Annotated in this window: 9 protein-coding genes; 6 read left to right on the top strand and 3 right to left on the bottom strand. The window is 35.6% G+C overall.

Annotated features, from left to right (window positions below):
• The first annotated feature begins 30 nt into the window (after window positions 1-30).
• Window positions 31-8,544 carry a DNA-directed RNA polymerase subunit beta/beta' gene (locus tag ABWU74_RS05865; protein WP_353289276.1) on the top strand — a complete coding sequence of 2,838 codons (8,514 nt, stop codon included), beginning with the start codon at window positions 31-33 and terminating at the stop codon, window positions 8,542-8,544.
• A gap of 6 nt (window positions 8,545-8,550) precedes the next feature.
• Here the strand turns inward: ABWU74_RS05865 and dusB are convergent, their stop codons facing one another.
• Window positions 8,551-9,513: a tRNA dihydrouridine synthase DusB gene (gene dusB, locus ABWU74_RS05860; protein ID WP_010962313.1), complete on the bottom strand. Its 963-nt coding sequence runs from the start codon at window positions 9,511-9,513 to the stop codon at window positions 8,551-8,553.
• Between the two features lie 25 nt (window positions 9,514-9,538).
• Window positions 9,539-10,663: a Ulp1 family isopeptidase gene (locus ABWU74_RS05855; protein WP_353289275.1), complete on the bottom strand. Its 1,125-nt coding sequence runs from the start codon at window positions 10,661-10,663 to the stop codon at window positions 9,539-9,541.
• Between the two features lie 143 nt (window positions 10,664-10,806).
• Between ABWU74_RS05855 and serS the strand changes: the two genes are divergently transcribed.
• A complete protein-coding gene (gene serS, locus ABWU74_RS05850) occupies window positions 10,807-12,084 on the top strand; it encodes a serine--tRNA ligase (protein WP_353289455.1) in 1,278 nt (425 codons plus the stop codon).
• A 34-nt stretch (window positions 12,085-12,118) separates the two neighbouring features.
• The gene (gene purD / locus ABWU74_RS05845) at window positions 12,119-13,390 is read left to right on the top strand and encodes a phosphoribosylamine--glycine ligase (RefSeq protein WP_209473161.1); all 1,272 of its coding nucleotides are present in this window, start codon (window positions 12,119-12,121) and stop codon (window positions 13,388-13,390) included.
• Between the two features lie 603 nt (window positions 13,391-13,993).
• On the opposite strand, the gene ABWU74_RS05840 is transcribed toward purD, so the two are convergent.
• Window positions 13,994-15,538 carry a hypothetical protein gene (locus ABWU74_RS05840; protein WP_353289274.1) on the bottom strand — a complete coding sequence of 515 codons (1,545 nt, stop codon included), beginning with the start codon at window positions 15,536-15,538 and terminating at the stop codon, window positions 13,994-13,996.
• A 448-nt stretch (window positions 15,539-15,986) separates the two neighbouring features.
• Between ABWU74_RS05840 and ABWU74_RS05835 the strand changes: the two genes are divergently transcribed.
• The 3 genes from ABWU74_RS05835 (at window position 15,987) to gatC (ending at window position 18,426) form a co-directional block, all read left to right on the top strand.
• Window positions 15,987-16,853 (top strand): ankyrin repeat domain-containing protein, encoded by an 867-nt coding sequence (locus tag ABWU74_RS05835; protein ID WP_006280296.1) that lies wholly within the window; start codon window positions 15,987-15,989, stop codon window positions 16,851-16,853.
• 303 nt (window positions 16,854-17,156) lie between these two features.
• Window positions 17,157-18,083 (top strand): ribose-phosphate diphosphokinase, encoded by a 927-nt coding sequence (locus ABWU74_RS05830; RefSeq protein WP_209473167.1) that lies wholly within the window; start codon window positions 17,157-17,159, stop codon window positions 18,081-18,083.
• On the top strand, window positions 18,073-18,426 hold the full coding sequence (gatC, locus tag ABWU74_RS05825) for an Asp-tRNA(Asn)/Glu-tRNA(Gln) amidotransferase subunit GatC (protein ID WP_010962323.1): 354 nt from the start codon (window positions 18,073-18,075) through the stop codon (window positions 18,424-18,426). Before ABWU74_RS05830 ends, gatC begins: the two co-directional genes overlap by 11 nt.
• Window positions 18,427-18,451: the final 25 nt, after the last annotated feature.

Here is an 18,451-nt window from a genome sequence, read left to right as displayed (position 1 = left end):
TAGCTCTTTTAATTAGTTTGGGGTATTTTAATGGTTGATTCTTCTTATATGTACGCTTCTGGTGCTTTTGTTCCTAGAGTTTCTTATTCTAGGTCGATTGATTTAAAAGATTCTTTATTGGATTTGGTTAAGGTTCAAAAAGAATCATATGATTCTTTTACTCCTAAGAATAAGGGTAATGAAAGACTTGAAGTTATCTTTCATACAATCTTTCCAATAAATGATCCTTTGCGTAGGGCTACTATTGAGTTTATAAGTTGTAGGGTAGATGATCCTAAGTATGATGAATCTGAGTGTATAAAGCGTGGTGTAACTTTTTCTGCTCAGGTTATTGCTTCTATACGTCTTGTTGTTATGCAGGATGGTATTTCTCTTGATGAATATAAATCGATTAAAGAGAGTGGAGATCATTCTAAACTTGCAACCGTTGTAAAATCTATAGAAGAGCAGAAAGTCCACTTTTGTGGGTTGCCTATGATGACTGATAAGGGCACTTTCATCATTAATGGTGTGGAAAAAGTTATCGTCTCACAAATGCATAGGTCTCCTGGTGTATTTTTTGATAGCGATAAGGGAAAAACTTACAATTCTGGTAAATTGATCTATTCTGCTAGAATTATTCCTTATAGGGGTTCTTGGCTTGATATTGAATTTGATGTTAAAGACCATTTGTATTTTCGTGTTGATAGAAAAAGAAAATTGCCAATTTCAGTTTTATTAAAGGCGTTGGGTCTATCAAATAATGATATACTCGATAGATTTTATGAGAAAATAAAGTATGTAAAACATAAAGATGGTTGGAAAGTGCCTTTTGTTCCTGATAAATTTAAAGGAGTGAGGCTGCCTTTCGACTTAATGGATATTGAAGGTAATGTGCTGCTTAAAGCTAACGTTCGTATTACCTCAAGACTAGCTAAAAAGCTATATGATAATGAATTGAAAGAGTATCTGGTTCCGTTTAATTCTATATGTGGTTTATTCCTCGCAGAAGATTTAATGGATAGTGCTAGCTCTACGAAAATTTTATCTGCTGGTGAATCTATAAAGCTGGAAGACATAAAGAAGCTTGAGTTATTATCTGTAGATGAAATATCAGTGTTGAACATAGATAATTTGTTTGTTGGACCTTATATATTAAATACGCTTTTCTTAGATGAAAACATGTCTTATCAGGATGCACTATATGAAATATATAGAGTTTTGCGTCCTGGTGAAGTTCCTGTTTTAGAGATAGTAGAAGAGTTTTTCCGTAATCTTTTCTTCAGTCCGGAATATTATGATTTGTCTAACATTGGTAGGTTGAAGCTTAACTCTTACCTTGGATTAAATTATGATGAGGATTTAACTGTTTTAACGCATGAAGATATTATTGAAATTGTGAAAAAAATAGTATTGTTACGTGACGGTCAAGGATCTGTAGATGATATTGATCATTTAGGAAACAGAAGAGTAAGATCAGTTGGAGAGTTTATAGAAAATCAATTTAGAACTGGGTTGTTGAAATTGGAACGCGCAATAGTTGATTCTATGTCCACTTCTAGTTTAGATAAAGTTTCTCCATCTGATTTTATTAATCCAAAAGTGTTAACTAATGTCTTAAGAGATTTCTTCAATTCTTCTCAATTATCTCAATTTATGGATCAGACTAATCCGTTATCTGAAATAACACATAAAAGAAGGTTATCCGCGTTAGGTCCTGGCGGTTTAACAAGAGAACGGGCAGGATTTGAGGTGCGTGATGTTCATCCAACTCATTATGGAAGAATTTGCCCTATTGAGACTCCTGAAGGGCAAAATATAGGGTTAATCAACAGCTTAGCTATATACGCGCGTATTAATAAATATGGTTTCATTGAAAGCCCTTATAGAAAAGTAGTCAATAGGGTTGTTACTGATCAAATTGAGTATCTTTCTGCTATAGACGAAGGCTCACATCATATAGCTGACACTAGCGTAAAGCTTGATGAAAATAATTGCTTTGTTGATGACATGCTATACTGTAGATATGCTGGTAGCTTCGTCATGGTAAGTAGCGACCAAGTTAGTTACATTGACGTATCTCCTAAGCAGGTAATATCAGTTGCAGCTTCCTTGATTCCATTTTTAGAAAATGATGATGCTAATAGAGCATTAATGGGCTCAAATATGCAACGTCAGGCCGTACCTTTATTGAAGCCTACCGCTCCTCTGGTTGCTACTGGTATGGAGTCTTTTGTAGCTTCTGGCTCTGGTGCTGTAGTTTTAGCAAAACGCGATGGCATAGTTGATAGTTCTGATAGTAACTCTATAGTTATACGTGCTTTTGATAAAGAAAGGGTTAACTACTTGGACGTAGATATTTATCATCTAAGGAAATTTCAGCGTTCTAACCATAATACTTGTATTAATCAAAGACCGCTAGTGTGCGTAGGTGATTATGTTAAAAAGGGTGATGTAATAGCTGATGGTCCTGCAATTAACAGTGGTGAGTTGGCGCTTGGTAAAAATTTGCTAGTCGCTTTTATGTCTTGGCAAGGTTATAATTTTGAAGACTCTATTATTATTTCTAGTGAAGTTGTTAAAAAAGATCTCTTTACTTCTATTCATATAGAAGAATTTGACTGTGTTGTACATGATACCCCTTTAGGATCAGAAAAAATAACTCGTGCTATACCTGGTGTTAATGAAGAAAATCTATATCACTTGGATGATAGTGGTATAGTGAAAATTGGTACAAGAGTTGGTCCAGGCTATATTCTGGTAGGTAAAGTTACACCTAAACCTTCTCTTTCATTGCCTCCTGAAACGAAGTTATTAATGACAATTTTTGGTGAAAAGTCATTCGATTGTGCGGATTCCTCTTTATATACATCTCCAGATGTTGAAGGGACAGTAATTGATGTACAAGTCTTTACACGCAGGGGGGTTGAAGAAAATGAAAGGGCATTACTCATCAAACAAGAAGAGATAAATGACTTTGAGGAAGAGCGAGATTATATAATCAATGTTACTAGTGAATATTTCTATGATGAACTGAAGAAACTTCTTATTAATTCTGGTTCTCAAGATCGAGAAAAATTTGACTCTATTGAACGTGAGCAATGGTGGGGTATAGGATTAAAAAACCAATCCATTTCTGAGCAAGTTAAGAGCTTAAAAAAAGATTTTGATGAAAAAGTATCACATGCAATAGCACAGTTTAAGCGAAAAGTAGAAAAATTACATGAAGGTTATGACCTGCCTCAAGGTGTGTCGATGTCAGTAAAAGTTTTCATTGCTGTGAAACATAGTCTGCAACCAGGGGATAAAATGGCTGGTAGACATGGAAATAAAGGTGTGATTTCTCGAGTTGTGCCAGTGGAAGATATGCCTTATTTGGAAGATGGTACTCCTGTTGATATTATTCTTAACCCTCTTGGTGTTCCTTCACGAATGAATGTAGGGCAAATACTGGAAACGCATGTAGGTTGGGCTTGTAGAAAATTAGGGGAAAAGGTAAGTAATATTCTCGATGAGATCAATAAGATCAAAAGTGCTTTTTGCAAGGGAATTAGGTCCCTTAACGATGATAATTTTACACAATTTGCAGTAGCATACCTTGATAATAAAAAAATTGAAAATATTGATGATGATGAAATAACGGCTTCTGTTTTAAATACACCTAATAAGAATGCACTAAATGACGAGTTGAATGAGTTAGTAGAGAACTATTTGAACTCTTGTAAAAGTTCATACAGCAATTTACGTAACTTCCTGATTGAGGTTTATAGCTATGGCAGTAACGTATCTATCTGTAATGATATTCGTAATATTAGTGATAATAATCTCATTGAATTTGCACGCAAATTACGTGATGGCGTTCCTGTTGCTGCACCTGTATTTGAGGGTCCAAAAGATGAACAAATAGCAAAATTATTTGAACTTGCTGGTTTAGATAACTCTGGACAAGCTGTATTATATGACGGTTGCAGTGGTGAAAAATTCGACCGCAAGGTTACAGTTGGTTACATGTACATGCTTAAGTTGCACCACTTGGTTGATGGTAAAATTCATGCGCGTTCAGTAGGGCCTTATAGTTTGGTTACTCAACAACCTCTTGGAGGAAAATCTCATTTTGGTGGTCAGCGTTTTGGTGAAATGGAATGTTGGGCATTACAAGCCTATGGTGCTGCTTATACTTTGCAGGAAATGTTAACTGTGAAGTCTGATGATATTAATGGTAGAGTTAAGATTTATGAATCGATAATAAAAGGTGACAGTAATTTTGAATGTGGAATTCCTGAATCCTTTAATGTGATGATAAAAGAACTACGTTCTTTATGTTTAAATGTAGATTTAAAGCAAAATGATGTAGTGATTGAAGATATATCTCACACTAACATTGCACAACCTTTTAATGAGGTTAGCATATCGATTGCTAGCCCTGAAAGTATTAAGCGTATATCTTGTGGTGAGATAGAAGATGTTTCAACTGCAAATTATCGTACGTTCAAAGTTGAGAAAGGTGGATTATTTTGCCCTAAGGTTTTTGGCCCTGTCAATGACGATGAATGTTTATGTGGAAAATACAAAAAAAGAAGACACAGAGGTCGCATATGCGAAAAATGCGGAGTAGAAGTTACATCTTCTAAAGTAAGAAGAGAAAGGATGGGTCATATAGAGCTTGCATCTCCTGTTGCTCATATATGGTTTTTGAAATCGCTTCCTTCAAGAATTGGAGCATTATTGGATATGTCTCTCAGAGATATTGAGAATATTTTATATAGCGATAATTATATCGTAATAGATCCTCTTGTTTCGCCTTTTGAAAAAGGTGAGATTATTAGTGAAAAAGCTTATAATGAAGCTAAAGATAGCTATGGGATCGATAGTTTTGTAGCTATGCAAGGTGTTGAAGCTATAAGAGAGTTGCTAACGCGCCTTGATTTACATGAAATTAGGAAGGATTTAAGACTAGAATTAGAATCTGTTGCTTCTGAGATAAGAAGAAAGAAAATTATAAAGAGATTGCGTATTGTTGAAAACTTCATTAAATCTGGAAATAGGCCTGAGTGGATGATACTTACAACTATACCTATTTTACCACCTGATTTGCGTCCTTTGGTATCGCTTGAGAGTGGTCGTCCTGCAGTTTCTGATCTGAATCATCATTATAGGAATATTATTAATAGAAATAACAGGTTGAGGAAATTGTTGAGCTTAAATCCTCCTGAGATTATGATTCGTAATGAAAAAAGGATGTTACAAGAAGCAGTTGATTCTCTTTTTGATAATAGTCGTCGTAATACTTTGGTAAATAAAGCTGGTGCTGTTGGATATAAAAAGTCCATTAGTGATATGTTAAAAGGAAAACAGGGTCGTTTTCGCCAGAACCTCTTAGGAAAAAGGGTAGACTACTCTGGACGTTCTGTAATAGTTGTTGGTCCAACTTTGAAACTAAATCAGTGTGGATTACCAAAAAGAATGGCTCTTGAACTATTCAAACCTTTTGTTTACTCAAAGCTTAAGATGTATGGTATGGCTCCAACTATTAAGTTTGCTAGTAAGTTGATAAGAGCAGAAAAACCAGAAGTTTGGGATATGCTTGAAGAGGTAATAAAAGAGCATCCTGTTTTGTTGAATAGAGCGCCTACGCTACATAGACTTGGTATTCAGGCTTTTGAGCCAATCCTTATTGAAGGCAAAGCAATACAGCTTCATCCGCTTGTCTGTACGGCGTTTAATGCTGATTTTGATGGTGATCAAATGGCAGTGCATGTGCCAATTTCATTGGAAGCTCAGCTTGAAGCTAGGGTGTTGATGATGTCCACTAATAACGTTTTAAGTCCTTCTAATGGCAGACCGATTATAGTTCCTAGTAAAGATATAGTACTTGGTATATATTATCTGACTTTACAAGAACCTAAGGAAGATAATTTACCATCTTTTGGTGCTTTTTGTGAAGTTGAGCATTCCTTGAGTGATGGTACTTTACATATTCATTCTAGTATAAAGTATAGGATGGAGTATATTAATAGCAGCGGTGAAACTCACTATAAAACTGTTTGTACAACTCCTGGCCGTTTAATATTATGGCAAATTTTTCCTAAGCATGAGAATCTAGGCTTCGATCTAATAAATCAGATATTAACAGTCAAGGAAATAACTGGTATAGTTGATTTGGTATATCGTAACTGTGGTCAAAGTGCTACAGTGGCATTTTCTGATAAATTAATGGTACTTGGCTTTGAGTATGCCACATTTTCTGGTGTCTCTTTTGGTCGTTGTGATATGGTTATACCTGAAACTAAAGCTACACATGTTGATCACGCGAGGGGTGAAATTAAGAAATTCTCTATGCAATATCAAGATGGGCTAATAACTAGAAGTGAGAGGTATAACAAGGTTATAGATGAATGGTCTAAGTGTACGGATATGATAGCTAATGATATGTTAAAAGCAATATCTATATATGATGGAAATAGTAAGTACAACTCAGTGTATATGATGGTTAACTCTGGTGCAAGGGGTTCTACTTCACAGATGAAACAGCTAGCAGGAATGCGAGGGCTCATGACCAAACCTTCTGGTGAGATTATAGAAACACCTATAATTTCTAATTTCCGTGAAGGATTGAACGTATTTGAATACTTTAATTCTACTCACGGTGCGCGTAAAGGTTTAGCTGACACTGCACTTAAAACTGCAAACTCTGGATACTTAACTCGTCGTTTAGTTGATGTATCTCAAAATTGCATAGTTACAAAGCATGACTGTAAAACAAAAAATGGTCTTGTTGTGAGAGCTACAGTTGAAGGAAGTACTATAGTTGCATCTCTAGAGAGTGTTGTGCTGGGTAGAACAGCTGCAAATGATATATATAACCCAGTGACAAAAGAATTATTAGTAAAAGCAGGGGAATTAATTGATGAGGATAAAGTAAAGCAAATCAGCATTGCAGGTCTTGATGTTGTAAAAATTAGATCGCCTTTAACTTGTGAAATAAGTCCTGGTGTATGTTCTTTATGTTATGGAAGAGACCTTGCAACTGGTAAAATTGTTTCAATAGGTGAAGCAGTTGGTGTTATAGCTGCTCAATCTGTTGGAGAGCCAGGTACTCAGTTAACGATGCGTACTTTTCATATAGGTGGAGTAATGACTAGAGGCGTTGAATCCTCGAATATTATAGCTTCTATTAATGCTAAAATAAAGTTAAACAATAGTAATATAATTATAGATAGAAACGGAAATAAAATTGTGATAAGCCGTTCCTGTGAAGTCGTGTTGATTGATAGCCTTGGTAGTGAGAAGTTGAAGCACAGTGTACCTTACGGCGCTAAGCTTTATGTAGATGAGAGTGGGTCAGTAAAAATTGGCGATAAAGTTGCGGAATGGGATCCTTATACATTGCCTATTATCACGGAGAAGACTGGTACAGTGTCTTATCAGGAATTAAGAGATGGAATTTCGATCACTGAAGTGATGGATGAATCTACAGGAATATCAAGCAAAGTAGTAAAAGACTGGAAATTGCATTCTGGTGGAGCTAATTTACGTCCTCGTATTGTGCTGCTTGACGATAATGGTAAAGTAATGACACTCGCAAGTGGCGTTGAAGCATGTTATTTTATACCAATCGGTGCAGTGCTCAATGTACAAGATGGCCAGAAGGTTCATGCAGGTGATGTTATTACAAGAACACCAAGAGAGTCAGTTAAAACTCGTGATATTACTGGTGGTTTACCGAGGGTTATAGAGTTATTTGAAGCACGTCGTCCTAAAGAGCATGCTATTGTTAGTGAGATAGATGGCTATGTAGCGTTTTCTGAAAAAGACCGTAGAGGAAAACGCAGTATATTAATTAAACCTGTAGATGAACAAATTTCTCCAGTTGAATATTTGGTATCAAGAAGTAAGCATGTAATAGTCAATGAAGGTGATTTTGTACGTAAAGGTGATCTATTGATGGATGGTGACCCTGATCTCCATGATATTTTACGTGTGCTTGGGTTAGAAGCTTTAGCGCACTATATGATTTCTGAAATACAGCAAGTTTATAGATTGCAGGGTGTTCGTATAGACAATAAGCATTTAGAGGTGATCTTAAAACAAATGCTACAAAAAGTGGAAATTACTGATCCTGGTGATACTATGTACTTGGTTGGCGAAAGCATTGACAAGCTGGAAGTTGATAGGGAAAATGATGCTATGAGTAACTCTGGCAAACGGCCTACTCATTATCTTCCTATTCTGCAGGGGATTACTAGGGCAAGTCTTGAAACTAGCTCCTTTATTTCTGCTGCCTCTTTCCAAGAGACAACAAAAGTACTTACAGAAGCAGCATTCTGCGGGAAGAGTGATCCTTTAAGTGGATTAAAAGAAAATGTTATAGTAGGAAGATTAATTCCTGCTGGTACAGGTTTGATTATGAATAAGATCAGAGCACTTTCACTTTGTGATAATGTGGATAAATATGAAAAATATTTTGATATTGAAACTTATGACGAGGAATGGTTGATGGATAATGGTTGTCATTTACACTCTGGTGAGGAAGAGAGCGTAGTGGCATACGATCAGTCGAATTGAGTACAGCTAGTGTGTCTCTTGACCAAAAAAGCCAATAATATTTTCTTTCACTTCTGTGCTATCTGTCATGTTATTTACTCTCACACGAAATTCAGATGAGCCTTGAAGCCCGCTACTGTACCAACCTATGTGTTTGCGGGCCATCTTTATTCCTGTGTCATTTCCATAGTACTCAAGAATATTGTCGTAATGCTCGAGTATGATGCTTAATCTCTCTGAAGCTGTTGGCTCAGAAGTTTCACTTCCACTGAGAAAGTTCATTGCTTGATTAATCAGCCAAGGTTTACCGTAGGCACCACGACCTATCATCACTCCGTCTGCTCCAGATTCTTTGAGAGCATTCTGAATATCATTTAAATTTTTAATATCGCCATTTACTATAACTGGAATTTTCACTTGCTCTTTAACATTTCTAACGAATTTCCAATCTGCTTGACCATTATAAAGCTGCGCTCTTGTTCTTCCATGCACAGTGATCATTTTTGCTCCTAAGTCTTCGGCAATTTTCGCAAGTCTCGGGGCATTGCGATTTTCATCGTTCCATCCAGTGCGCATTTTCACCGTAACTGGCATATTCACTGCTTTGACCACAGCTTCAATTATCTCAGCGGCTTTTTTCTCATCACGCATTAGCGCTGATCCTGCATAACCGTTTACAACTTTTTTAACAGGGCAACCAAAGTTTATGTCTATAATTTTTGCTCCCATGTCCTCGTTTAATTTTGCAGCCTCCGCCATAACATCTGGCTCACACCCAGCAAGCTGCACAGCAGTTAATGCATCGACTTTTGCTTTTTGCAAACTCTGGCGAGTTTGCATAATCATAGCTCTGCTTGCGATCATCTCTGAAACTAACAAACTTGCACCAAGTTTCTTCACAATACTTCTAAACGGATAATCAGTCACTCCAGACATTGGAGCTAAAATAACTGGAGAATCAATTGTCAAATTTCCTATTTGGAGGGGCATAAGGTCAATGGTAATTTTTCATTGATTACATAATGCAATACAAACTTGCATTCTCCCTTGAAATAGAAGACTGAGATGTTTTCGTCCTTGGCGGACGCTTACGATTTCTTAGATCTTCCTTACATTTCTCATCTTCCATAAGCGCTCTTGTAAATTCTTCTCTTTTCTCATTCAAATCAAATTTATATTCTGATAACTTTTTGTCAATTTCGTCAAATGATTTGTCTTCGTTAAGCATTTGTGTAATTTTATGAGCATTTTCTAACGCAAATATTCCACAGTTATACCCGTCACTTTGCTGCTTAGTTGGGGAAATTCTTATGTCTAATACCCATTCCTCTTTTTGCAGTTCTCTTTTAACAATATTTAGCACATTATCTGGCAATTGATTACCAAATGAGTCACAGTAATAAGCTCTAAATTTTTTATCACCTGCATCAGGTTTAATAACCAAAGTTACCCAATGATTGTTGTTAATATGAAGAACCGAAGTAAATATCAATTTAGAATTTTGTTTTAATTCACCTCTATAATTCTGAAGAAATTCTTTTGTGAGTTCGTCCCAACCATTAGAATAGCTAGGAGCAAGAAAATAGACATTATTATTACTATGTTCACTTTGTGAGTACCCATACACAACTCTTGCAATATGTGTAATGTCATCATCACATAACCAGTAAGCATAATTTCCTCTGTTTGTCTGATGCACAAGAGTGTCCAAATTTTCATGAAACTCTTTACCACCCAAACCACTATCTTTTGAAGCAATAGAACTTCTGCGACTACTGTTCTCTGAAACAGTTGACCCATCTTCATTATCTGGTCCAGGAAAAATACCACTATCCTCATCTGGAGTTTTTTGCTCACCTTGACTTGCTCTTTTTCCATTAATATAACCCTTCGCTAAGTAAAATAAAGGTTCAACAACCATTTTGTATGCTACTGTAAGAATTGTTCCCATTAAAACCCAAACTACGGGGTTAGAGATGAGCATAGCAAGTGGAAAGGTCAATAGAGGGGATCCTATTACCGCCCCTAAACAGCCAGCAGCGAATGTGGCTGCTAGGCATACACAAGTAGCGTAGATAACGAATTCCTCACCAGCAAAGTAAGTGCTCTCTTTCTGATTATTTTTTGTAATGCCCAACATACTACACCCTATGAACGCTAAGTTAATTAAATTTAAACAAATTCTAACAAAAAAATCAACCATAATAATTTTAGTAGTATGAGAATATATTGAATATTAAGAGCTTTTGGAGTACAGTAACAATGTTAGTAATAGCACAATATATGCACGATATAGAATATATGCGCAAAAACCCTGAAGGATTTGAAAAGGCAATGAAAAGCAGGGGAATTAGAGAATCTACTGCGGAAGAGATATTAGAAATCGATCACGAGAAAAGATCATTAACCACTAAACTGCAGGATTTGAATAGGCAGCGCAATGAAATCACAGAGGAAATAAAAAAGCTTAAAATGAGCAAGAGCCCCTGTGAAGAGCAAATAGAGTTGTCAAAAAGCATCACAAATGAGATAGAGGCAATCAGCTTAAAAGAACAAGCAGAAAAGGATAAGTTAGTGAATGTTTTATCTAACTTGCCGAATATTCCTGCGCAAGATGTGCCAATAGGCGCAGATGAGAACTCTAATTTAGAGGTGAGAAGATATGGAGGAAAAAGACAGTTTGATTTTGTACCAGAATCTCATTATGAACTCGGAGAAAAATTAGGTTTAATGGACTTCGAACAAGCGGCGAGAATTTCCGGATCAAGATTTACGATATTAAAAGGACAGTTAGCTAAGCTTGGACGAGCGCTAATAAATTGTATGCTTGAAATGCATGTTAATGAATTTGGCTATACTGAGGTGTACCACCCGGCTTTGGTGAAAAACGAAGCTATGTATAATGTTGGTCAGCTACCGAAATTTTCTGACGATTCGTATTTAACTACCGACGAATTGAGGTTGATTCCCACAAGTGAAGTGTTTTTAACAAATTTAGTTGCTGACAAAATAATGGAAGAAAAAGAACTGCCTATTCGCTTTACTGCATATTCGGAGTGCTTTCGTAAAGAAGCAGGTAGTGCAGGTCGCGATACCAGGGGCATGATAAGGCAACACCAATTTGGTAAAGTGGAGTTGGTAAGCATCACAACTGAAGACCAATCAAATGATGAGCTTGAGCGTATGACGAGTGTTGCTGAAGAGATATTAAAAAAATTAGAATTGCCATACAGAGTAATGCTGCTTTGCAGTGGCGATATGGGTTTTGCTGCACAAAGGACTTATGACATAGAGGTATGGTTACCTGGGCAAAATAAATATAGAGAAATATCAAGCTGCTCAAATTGTGGTGCATTTCAAGCAAGAAGGATGAACGCTAAATACTCTTCAGAAACTGATAAAAAGATGAAAAAATATATTCACACTTTAAACGGCTCAGCTTTAGCTATAGGAAGAACGATTATTGCCATAATGGAGAATTATCAAAATTCTGACGGGTCGATTGCAATACCAAACGTGTTGCAAAAATACATGAGTAATGATACTGTTATAAGCAAATAATAATTTTGACATATAGAAAAGCGAGGAAATAAAGATGAAGGTTCTGGTTATAGGTTCTGGTGGGCGTGAGCACGCTCTACTTTGGGCTCTAAAAAAATCTCCTATCTTGACTGAGTTATATGTAACTCCTGGTCGCCAAGCTATGAAAGATCTTGGGGCTCTTGTGGATGTAAATATTCAAAATTCAGTGGATGTTACACAATTTTGCAAGAGAGAAAATATAGAGTTGGTTGTTATTGGTCCAGAACAACCAATAATTGATGGGCTTGCTGATGATTTAGTTGCAGAGGGAATAAATGTTTTTGCTCCAAGTCAAGCAACTGCAAAACTTGAGGGATCGAAGTCTTTCACCAAGGGACTATGTAAACGATATGGTATACCAACTGCCAAGTACGAGTGTTTTGTTGATGAAGGGTTAGCTAAAGATTTTGTACGTAGCAATAAAATAAAGTTTCCACTTGTAGTGAAAGCAAATGGAATTGCAGCAGGAAAAGGGGTGGTTATATGTAATACAGAAAGCGAAGCTTTTTCAGCAATAGATTCAATGCTAGTGGAGAAAAAATTTGGTGAATCAGGTGAAGAAATAATCATAGAAGAATTTTTAATTGGAGAAGAAGTAAGTTTTTTTGCTCTTATTGATGGGTTGAAAGTAGTAACTCTTGGGTGTGCAAAAGATTATAAGAGAGTTGATGAAAGTAATGAAAGCCAAAATACTGGAGGTATGGGGTCGTACTCATCACCTTCAATTATAAGTAAGGACATGGAGCAAAAAATTATCCAAAAAATAATATACCCTACAGCTCAAGCATTGGTTAACATGGGTACGTCTTATAAAGGAGTACTCTTTGCTGGTTTAATGATTTGCAAAGATAGCCCAAAACTTCTCGAGTATAACGTTAGATTCGGTGATCCAGAAACGCAATCTATATTACCTAGATTTGATTCAAATTGCGATTTGTTAAAATTGATGTTGTCAGTTGCAGAAGGAAAGTTAAATGTCAAAATGGTGGAACTTAACAACAAATCTACAGTTTGTGTAGTTGTTGCAAGTAAAGGCTATCCGGGTGATTATCAAAAGGGAGAAGTAATTAAAGGATTAGATAAGATTGAAAGCATTCCTGGTGTGTTGGTGTTTCATGCTGGTACTAAATTCGATGAAAGTGGTAACTTAGTTTCCGATGGCGGAAGAGTGCTAAATATAGTAGCAGAAGGGAGCACTATAGAGGAAGCCAAAAGTAAGGTGTACTCAGCATTAAATTTTTTAGAATGGCCAGGGGGCTTCTTCAGATACGATATCGGTAGTTAATGTTAGCTGTCGGTTAGCAGGTGGTTCACAGAAACGAAAAACTTCCTTGACAAACTCCGCCAGCCCCCTTATCATGAAACTGAAGCTATTGTATTTGCTTTCGCCAATCTGCAGATTAAAAGGTAAGGATTACTTAATGTATCGGCGTCTTATGTTCAATTTTTTGCAGTATATAGATACTGTATGTCTTTACAAAACTTCATCTACATCTAGATTTTTATCTAAATAAGCTGAACGCGCTTATAAAGCGTTACAAGACATCAAAAAATGCCAATACTCGACAGAGATAGTAAAGGACTAGCTAACTCGGGGATTCTTTGTCTTTTTTTTCTGCTTGGTAAATTTCTTAAACATTTGCAGCTAAATCTTGCTTGTCAAGCGTTTAAAACATAAAAAACGCCAATATTTTAAAGCAGATAATAACCCCAGGGCTTCTTTTGCCTTTTTTTTCATTTGGTAAATTTCTTAAATATTTATGGCTAAACGACAATCGTCATCCCGCAGCGGGATCTAGAGATACCGCGGCGGTATGACGTAGGGAAACCTTTCTTGGGTTAGCTATAAAACTAATCAGCATCTTGTTTAGCACATATAAATTAAGTTTCACAAATATAGTGCTAAACCTTGAAAATATGTTATAGCTACTTCTTCCAATTTAGTGGTGGGTTTTGACAGTACACATGTTATTTTACTAGCTACCAACTCAAGTGTCACAGAAGTTGCAATCATTTTAAATGTCACAGAAGTTGCAATCACTGCATTTATATTCTGTACTTTAACATTTACTCTACTTTCTATTAGAGGCTTTACCCCCCTTACATCATTACGTACAGCAGTATGATTTATTTCATTTTCAATTCCACTACTATGCTGCAACAAGATATCCCCATTAACTTTTATTTCAACATTTTTGTCACTACTACCATTGTTAAAATTTAATCCCTCATCTCTTCTACTTTGTCTTTTTTCTTTTAATTTTAATTCAGTTTCTCTTTTATCAAGGGTAGGAAATGGGATGTGAGTTTTTTCCTGACCATCTTGATTTATAGCTCTTGTTGTATTAAAAGCTTCGTTGCTTTTACATGATATTGTATAAGTAAGTGGTGTGTAGATTTTTTCTTCACTATCTGGATATTTTATAGTTATTGTTGCATTAAGAATGTCTTTCAGAATATCATTTTCTCTAGCTATGTCTAAAATTTTTTGAATAACTTTGCGATCATGTAATGCGGCAAGTAACTTATCAGTTACTTTTTGATTATTTTTATGTTTTATGGTTATTGTTGTGTTAAGAATGTCTTTCAGAATACCGTTTTCTTTAGCTACTCTTAACATTTTCTCAACAGCCATACTATCTTTACGTAGTATAGCATAAGCAAGTGGTGTAACAGTTACTCTCCGACCATCTAGACATTTTATAGTTATTGTTGCGTTAAGAATATCTTTCAGAATACTGTTCTCCTTAGAGATTTTTAAAATTTCTTCAATAGCTATACTATTTTCACGCAGTATAGCATAAGCAAGTAGTGTGTAAGTTACTTCCCGGCTATCTGAATGTTTTATAGTTGTTGTTGCGTCAAGAATGTCTTTCAGAATATCGTTTTCTTTAGCTACTCTTAACATTTTCTCAACAGCTATACTATCTTTACGTAGTATAGCATAAGTAAGCGGTGCGCAAGTTTCTTCATGACCATCTGGACATTTTATAGTTGTTGTTGCATCAAGAATATCTTTCAGAATACCGTTTTCTTTAGAGACTTTTAAAGTTTCTTCAATAGTTTTGCTATTTTTACATAATATGGCATAAGTAAGTGGTGTGCAAGTTTCTTCCTGACCACCTGGATATTTTATAGTTGTTGTTGCGTCAAGAATGTCTTTCAGAATACCGTTTTCTTTAGCTACTCTTAACATTTTCTCAACAGCCATACTATCTTTACGTAGTATAGCATAAGCAAGTGATATAATAGTTGATTCTTTACCCCGATGTTTACTTACTTCCGTAGTAAGAATCCTTTGTTTTTCCTTTTCAGATATTTTTTCTAGTTCTTCAGCAATGCTACTTTTTTTGCCTTCTATTTTTGATGCTAATTTTAAAATACTTTTTTCATCTTTCTCTTTCAATTTCGAATCGTTTACCTGATGAGTCATTTTTTTCTCAAGGTCTTTCTTATTAAACTAAGCATAACATTTTCTCTCTTCGTGGTTATAATATTTGCTTTTATGAATCAGTTGTGTTGATAATGTATTAATTGCATAGTTCAGACATTGTTTTATAAAGCAAAATTTTAGTAGACCACCTTACAAGAACGTTTCTTGCTAATTCTGAATCCGAAAAAAGGACGCAGTAAAGTTATTTGTAAGGGAAGAATGAAACTTGTAGCTATAGCTAAACTGACTTACGATAATTTGAAAAACCGTCATCCCGCTGCTTGTTAGCGGGATCTAGAGATACCGCGGCGGTATGACGGTTCGCAGTGGTATGACGGTTCGCGGCGGGATGACGATAAGCTCGTCATCCCGCTACATTAATATTGTATTAATAAAAACTTAATAATAATCCTTAATAATATATGAACTAACATGTTTGCAATTTCGTATGACAGAGGAAACAAAAGATGGATATGCTTCCTTATACGTTGCAATTCAGGAAGGTAATATTGAAGCTGCAGAACTACTAATAAAATGTGGCACAAACGTCAATGATCATTATGAACGCAATCGTACGCCACTGCATATTGCCATCGGACGCAAACAATTAGAAATAGCAAAATTGCTGATAAAAAATGGAGCAAACGTTAATGCAAAAACTCAAAATCATGGTAAAGATGATCTAACACCAATGCACTTTGCAGTTTTTGCAAATACGCCAGAATTTATAGAATTACTAGCTAGCCATGGTGCATTGATTAATGAAAGAGAAAGTACCGAAGGGTATACTCCTCTTCACTTTGCTGCTTTATATGGGAACAAAAATATAATACAAGCCTTAATTGATAAGGGACAAGATATTGAAGATGTGGACAATAATGGGCGAACAGCTCTGTTTTTAGCTGCTAGGCAGTGCACTGAAGCAGAAGATGATAGCAGAATAGAAATTATCAAGTATTTGATAGACAAGCTCAAAGCAGATGTAACAAAGAAAGACAATAATAACAATGCAGTACTCTTTCCTGCCGCTAATAATTGCCCTGGAAAAGTGGTAGAATTCATCATTGAGCAATATATAAAAATCTTTGAGTTAGAGAATTTTATCAACCACAAAAATAATGATGGAATGGATGCTTTGGATATTGCGCTGAATAGTGGAAACGAGAAAGCTATTGAAGTATTAAGATCATATGGAGCAGATATCAAGAATAAGGTAGATGGTAGCATTCAAAAAATTACTGCAGAAAAACCAAGTAGTACCCTAGACAGAGCAGAAAGTGCAGAGGTAGCGCCTCCAATTAAGCAAAGAGTATAAAGCTTTTTATAAAGCGATTATAAATTTCAGTAAGTTGCAGAGGCTCTACAATGGGAAGTGTAGTATGTTAGCAGATACAAATGACTAGATAAATTATATTTCATTAAAGTCATTTATCTTGAAACATAAGCAGGATTTTGTATAGTTGTTTCAATTTGGGTCTGTATATTGAAACAACGCGTGAAAATGACAGGTCATTGTACAAGAGGTATCTAATTCACCGACAAGAATGCTAGATAAAGACACTTACATTTCAATTATTTCACAATTTCTGTATAATCTTAAAAACTCAATTAGTGCGTTATGAAGATAATAATAGGTAATGCTAGTAAGGAATTAGGGGAATCAGTAGTTAACCGGCTAGATGTTCAACCATCCTCTGCTTGGATATCAAAGTTTACCGATGGTGAGGTAAATGTAGAAGTAGCAAATGATCTATATAATCAAGAAGTATATATAATACAATCTCTTTCTCCCCCTGTGAATGATAATCTTATGGAGCTTCTGCTTATAATTGATGCAGTAAATAGATTAGGAGCCAAAAGGATAGTAGTAATTATCCCTTATTATGGATATAGCAGGCAAGATAGAATTATCAAGAACAATAATGTGCAGTCTGCTTTAAGTGCCAAATTAGTTGCAAATCTTATTCAAACTGCAGGTGCAAGTAGCGTTGCAGTTATTGATTTGCACTCAAGTCAAATTGAAGGATTCTTTGATGTACCGATAACTAATTTGAACTGCTTTGAAGCATTTGTTGACTCTATACACACGGAAAATTTGGCAATTGTTGCACCTGATGTTGGAGCAATTGGTAGAGCACGTGCTTTTGCAAAGACTTTAGAGGAAAAGTACAAGATAGGGTTAAGTGATAAGATTATTGTAGTAGATAAATATAGGGAGAAAGCAGGCACATCTCAAGTAATGAACATAATAGGAGAAGTTGCAAACAAAAATTGTGTCATTGTTGATGATATAGTTGACTCTGGTGGAACATTGTGTAATGCAGCTCTTGCTTTAAAAGGCCACGGAGCAAAGTCCGTAATTTCATGCATCACACATGGCGTGCTTTCAGGAAGTGCAGTTGAGAAAATCTCTTCCTCTTCTTTAGATAAATTAGTGATTACGGATACCATACTTCACAAATTTGAAAAAACTGGTAAAATAGAAGTTGTTTCGGTCGTAGATATTTTAACTCACTTTATCCAAGGAGGTAAAGATGCCAGCTAAGTCAACAGAAGACGTTATTACTTCACTAATAGAATTTGCAAATAAGAGAAAAATAACAATTACCAAAGAAGAAATGCTTAAAATTGCACAGCTTGTAAGGATTAAGTTATCAAATGACGAGATTGATCACTACTCCAAAGAACTGACAATGCTGGATTGGATACATGATACTTTATTGCAAGTTAATACTGAAGGTGTTTCTCCTATGCGTTATGGCAGCATAGACAAGGACATTCATGTACGCGATGATGTTATAAATTCTCAAAACATTAAAAAAGAGATATTGTCCAATACAAAACCTGAGCATGGGTATTTCGTAGTGCCAAAGGTTATAAGCAATTAAAGTAAAATAAGGCTCATATCAAATC

The organism is Wolbachia endosymbiont (group A) of Paraperithous gnathaulax, from assembly GCF_964028485.1.
GTDB classification, from domain to species: domain Bacteria; phylum Pseudomonadota; class Alphaproteobacteria; order Rickettsiales; family Anaplasmataceae; genus Wolbachia; species Wolbachia pipientis.
Note: the sequence above shows the minus strand (reverse complement) of the source record. Positions and strands in the feature narration are given on the sequence as shown.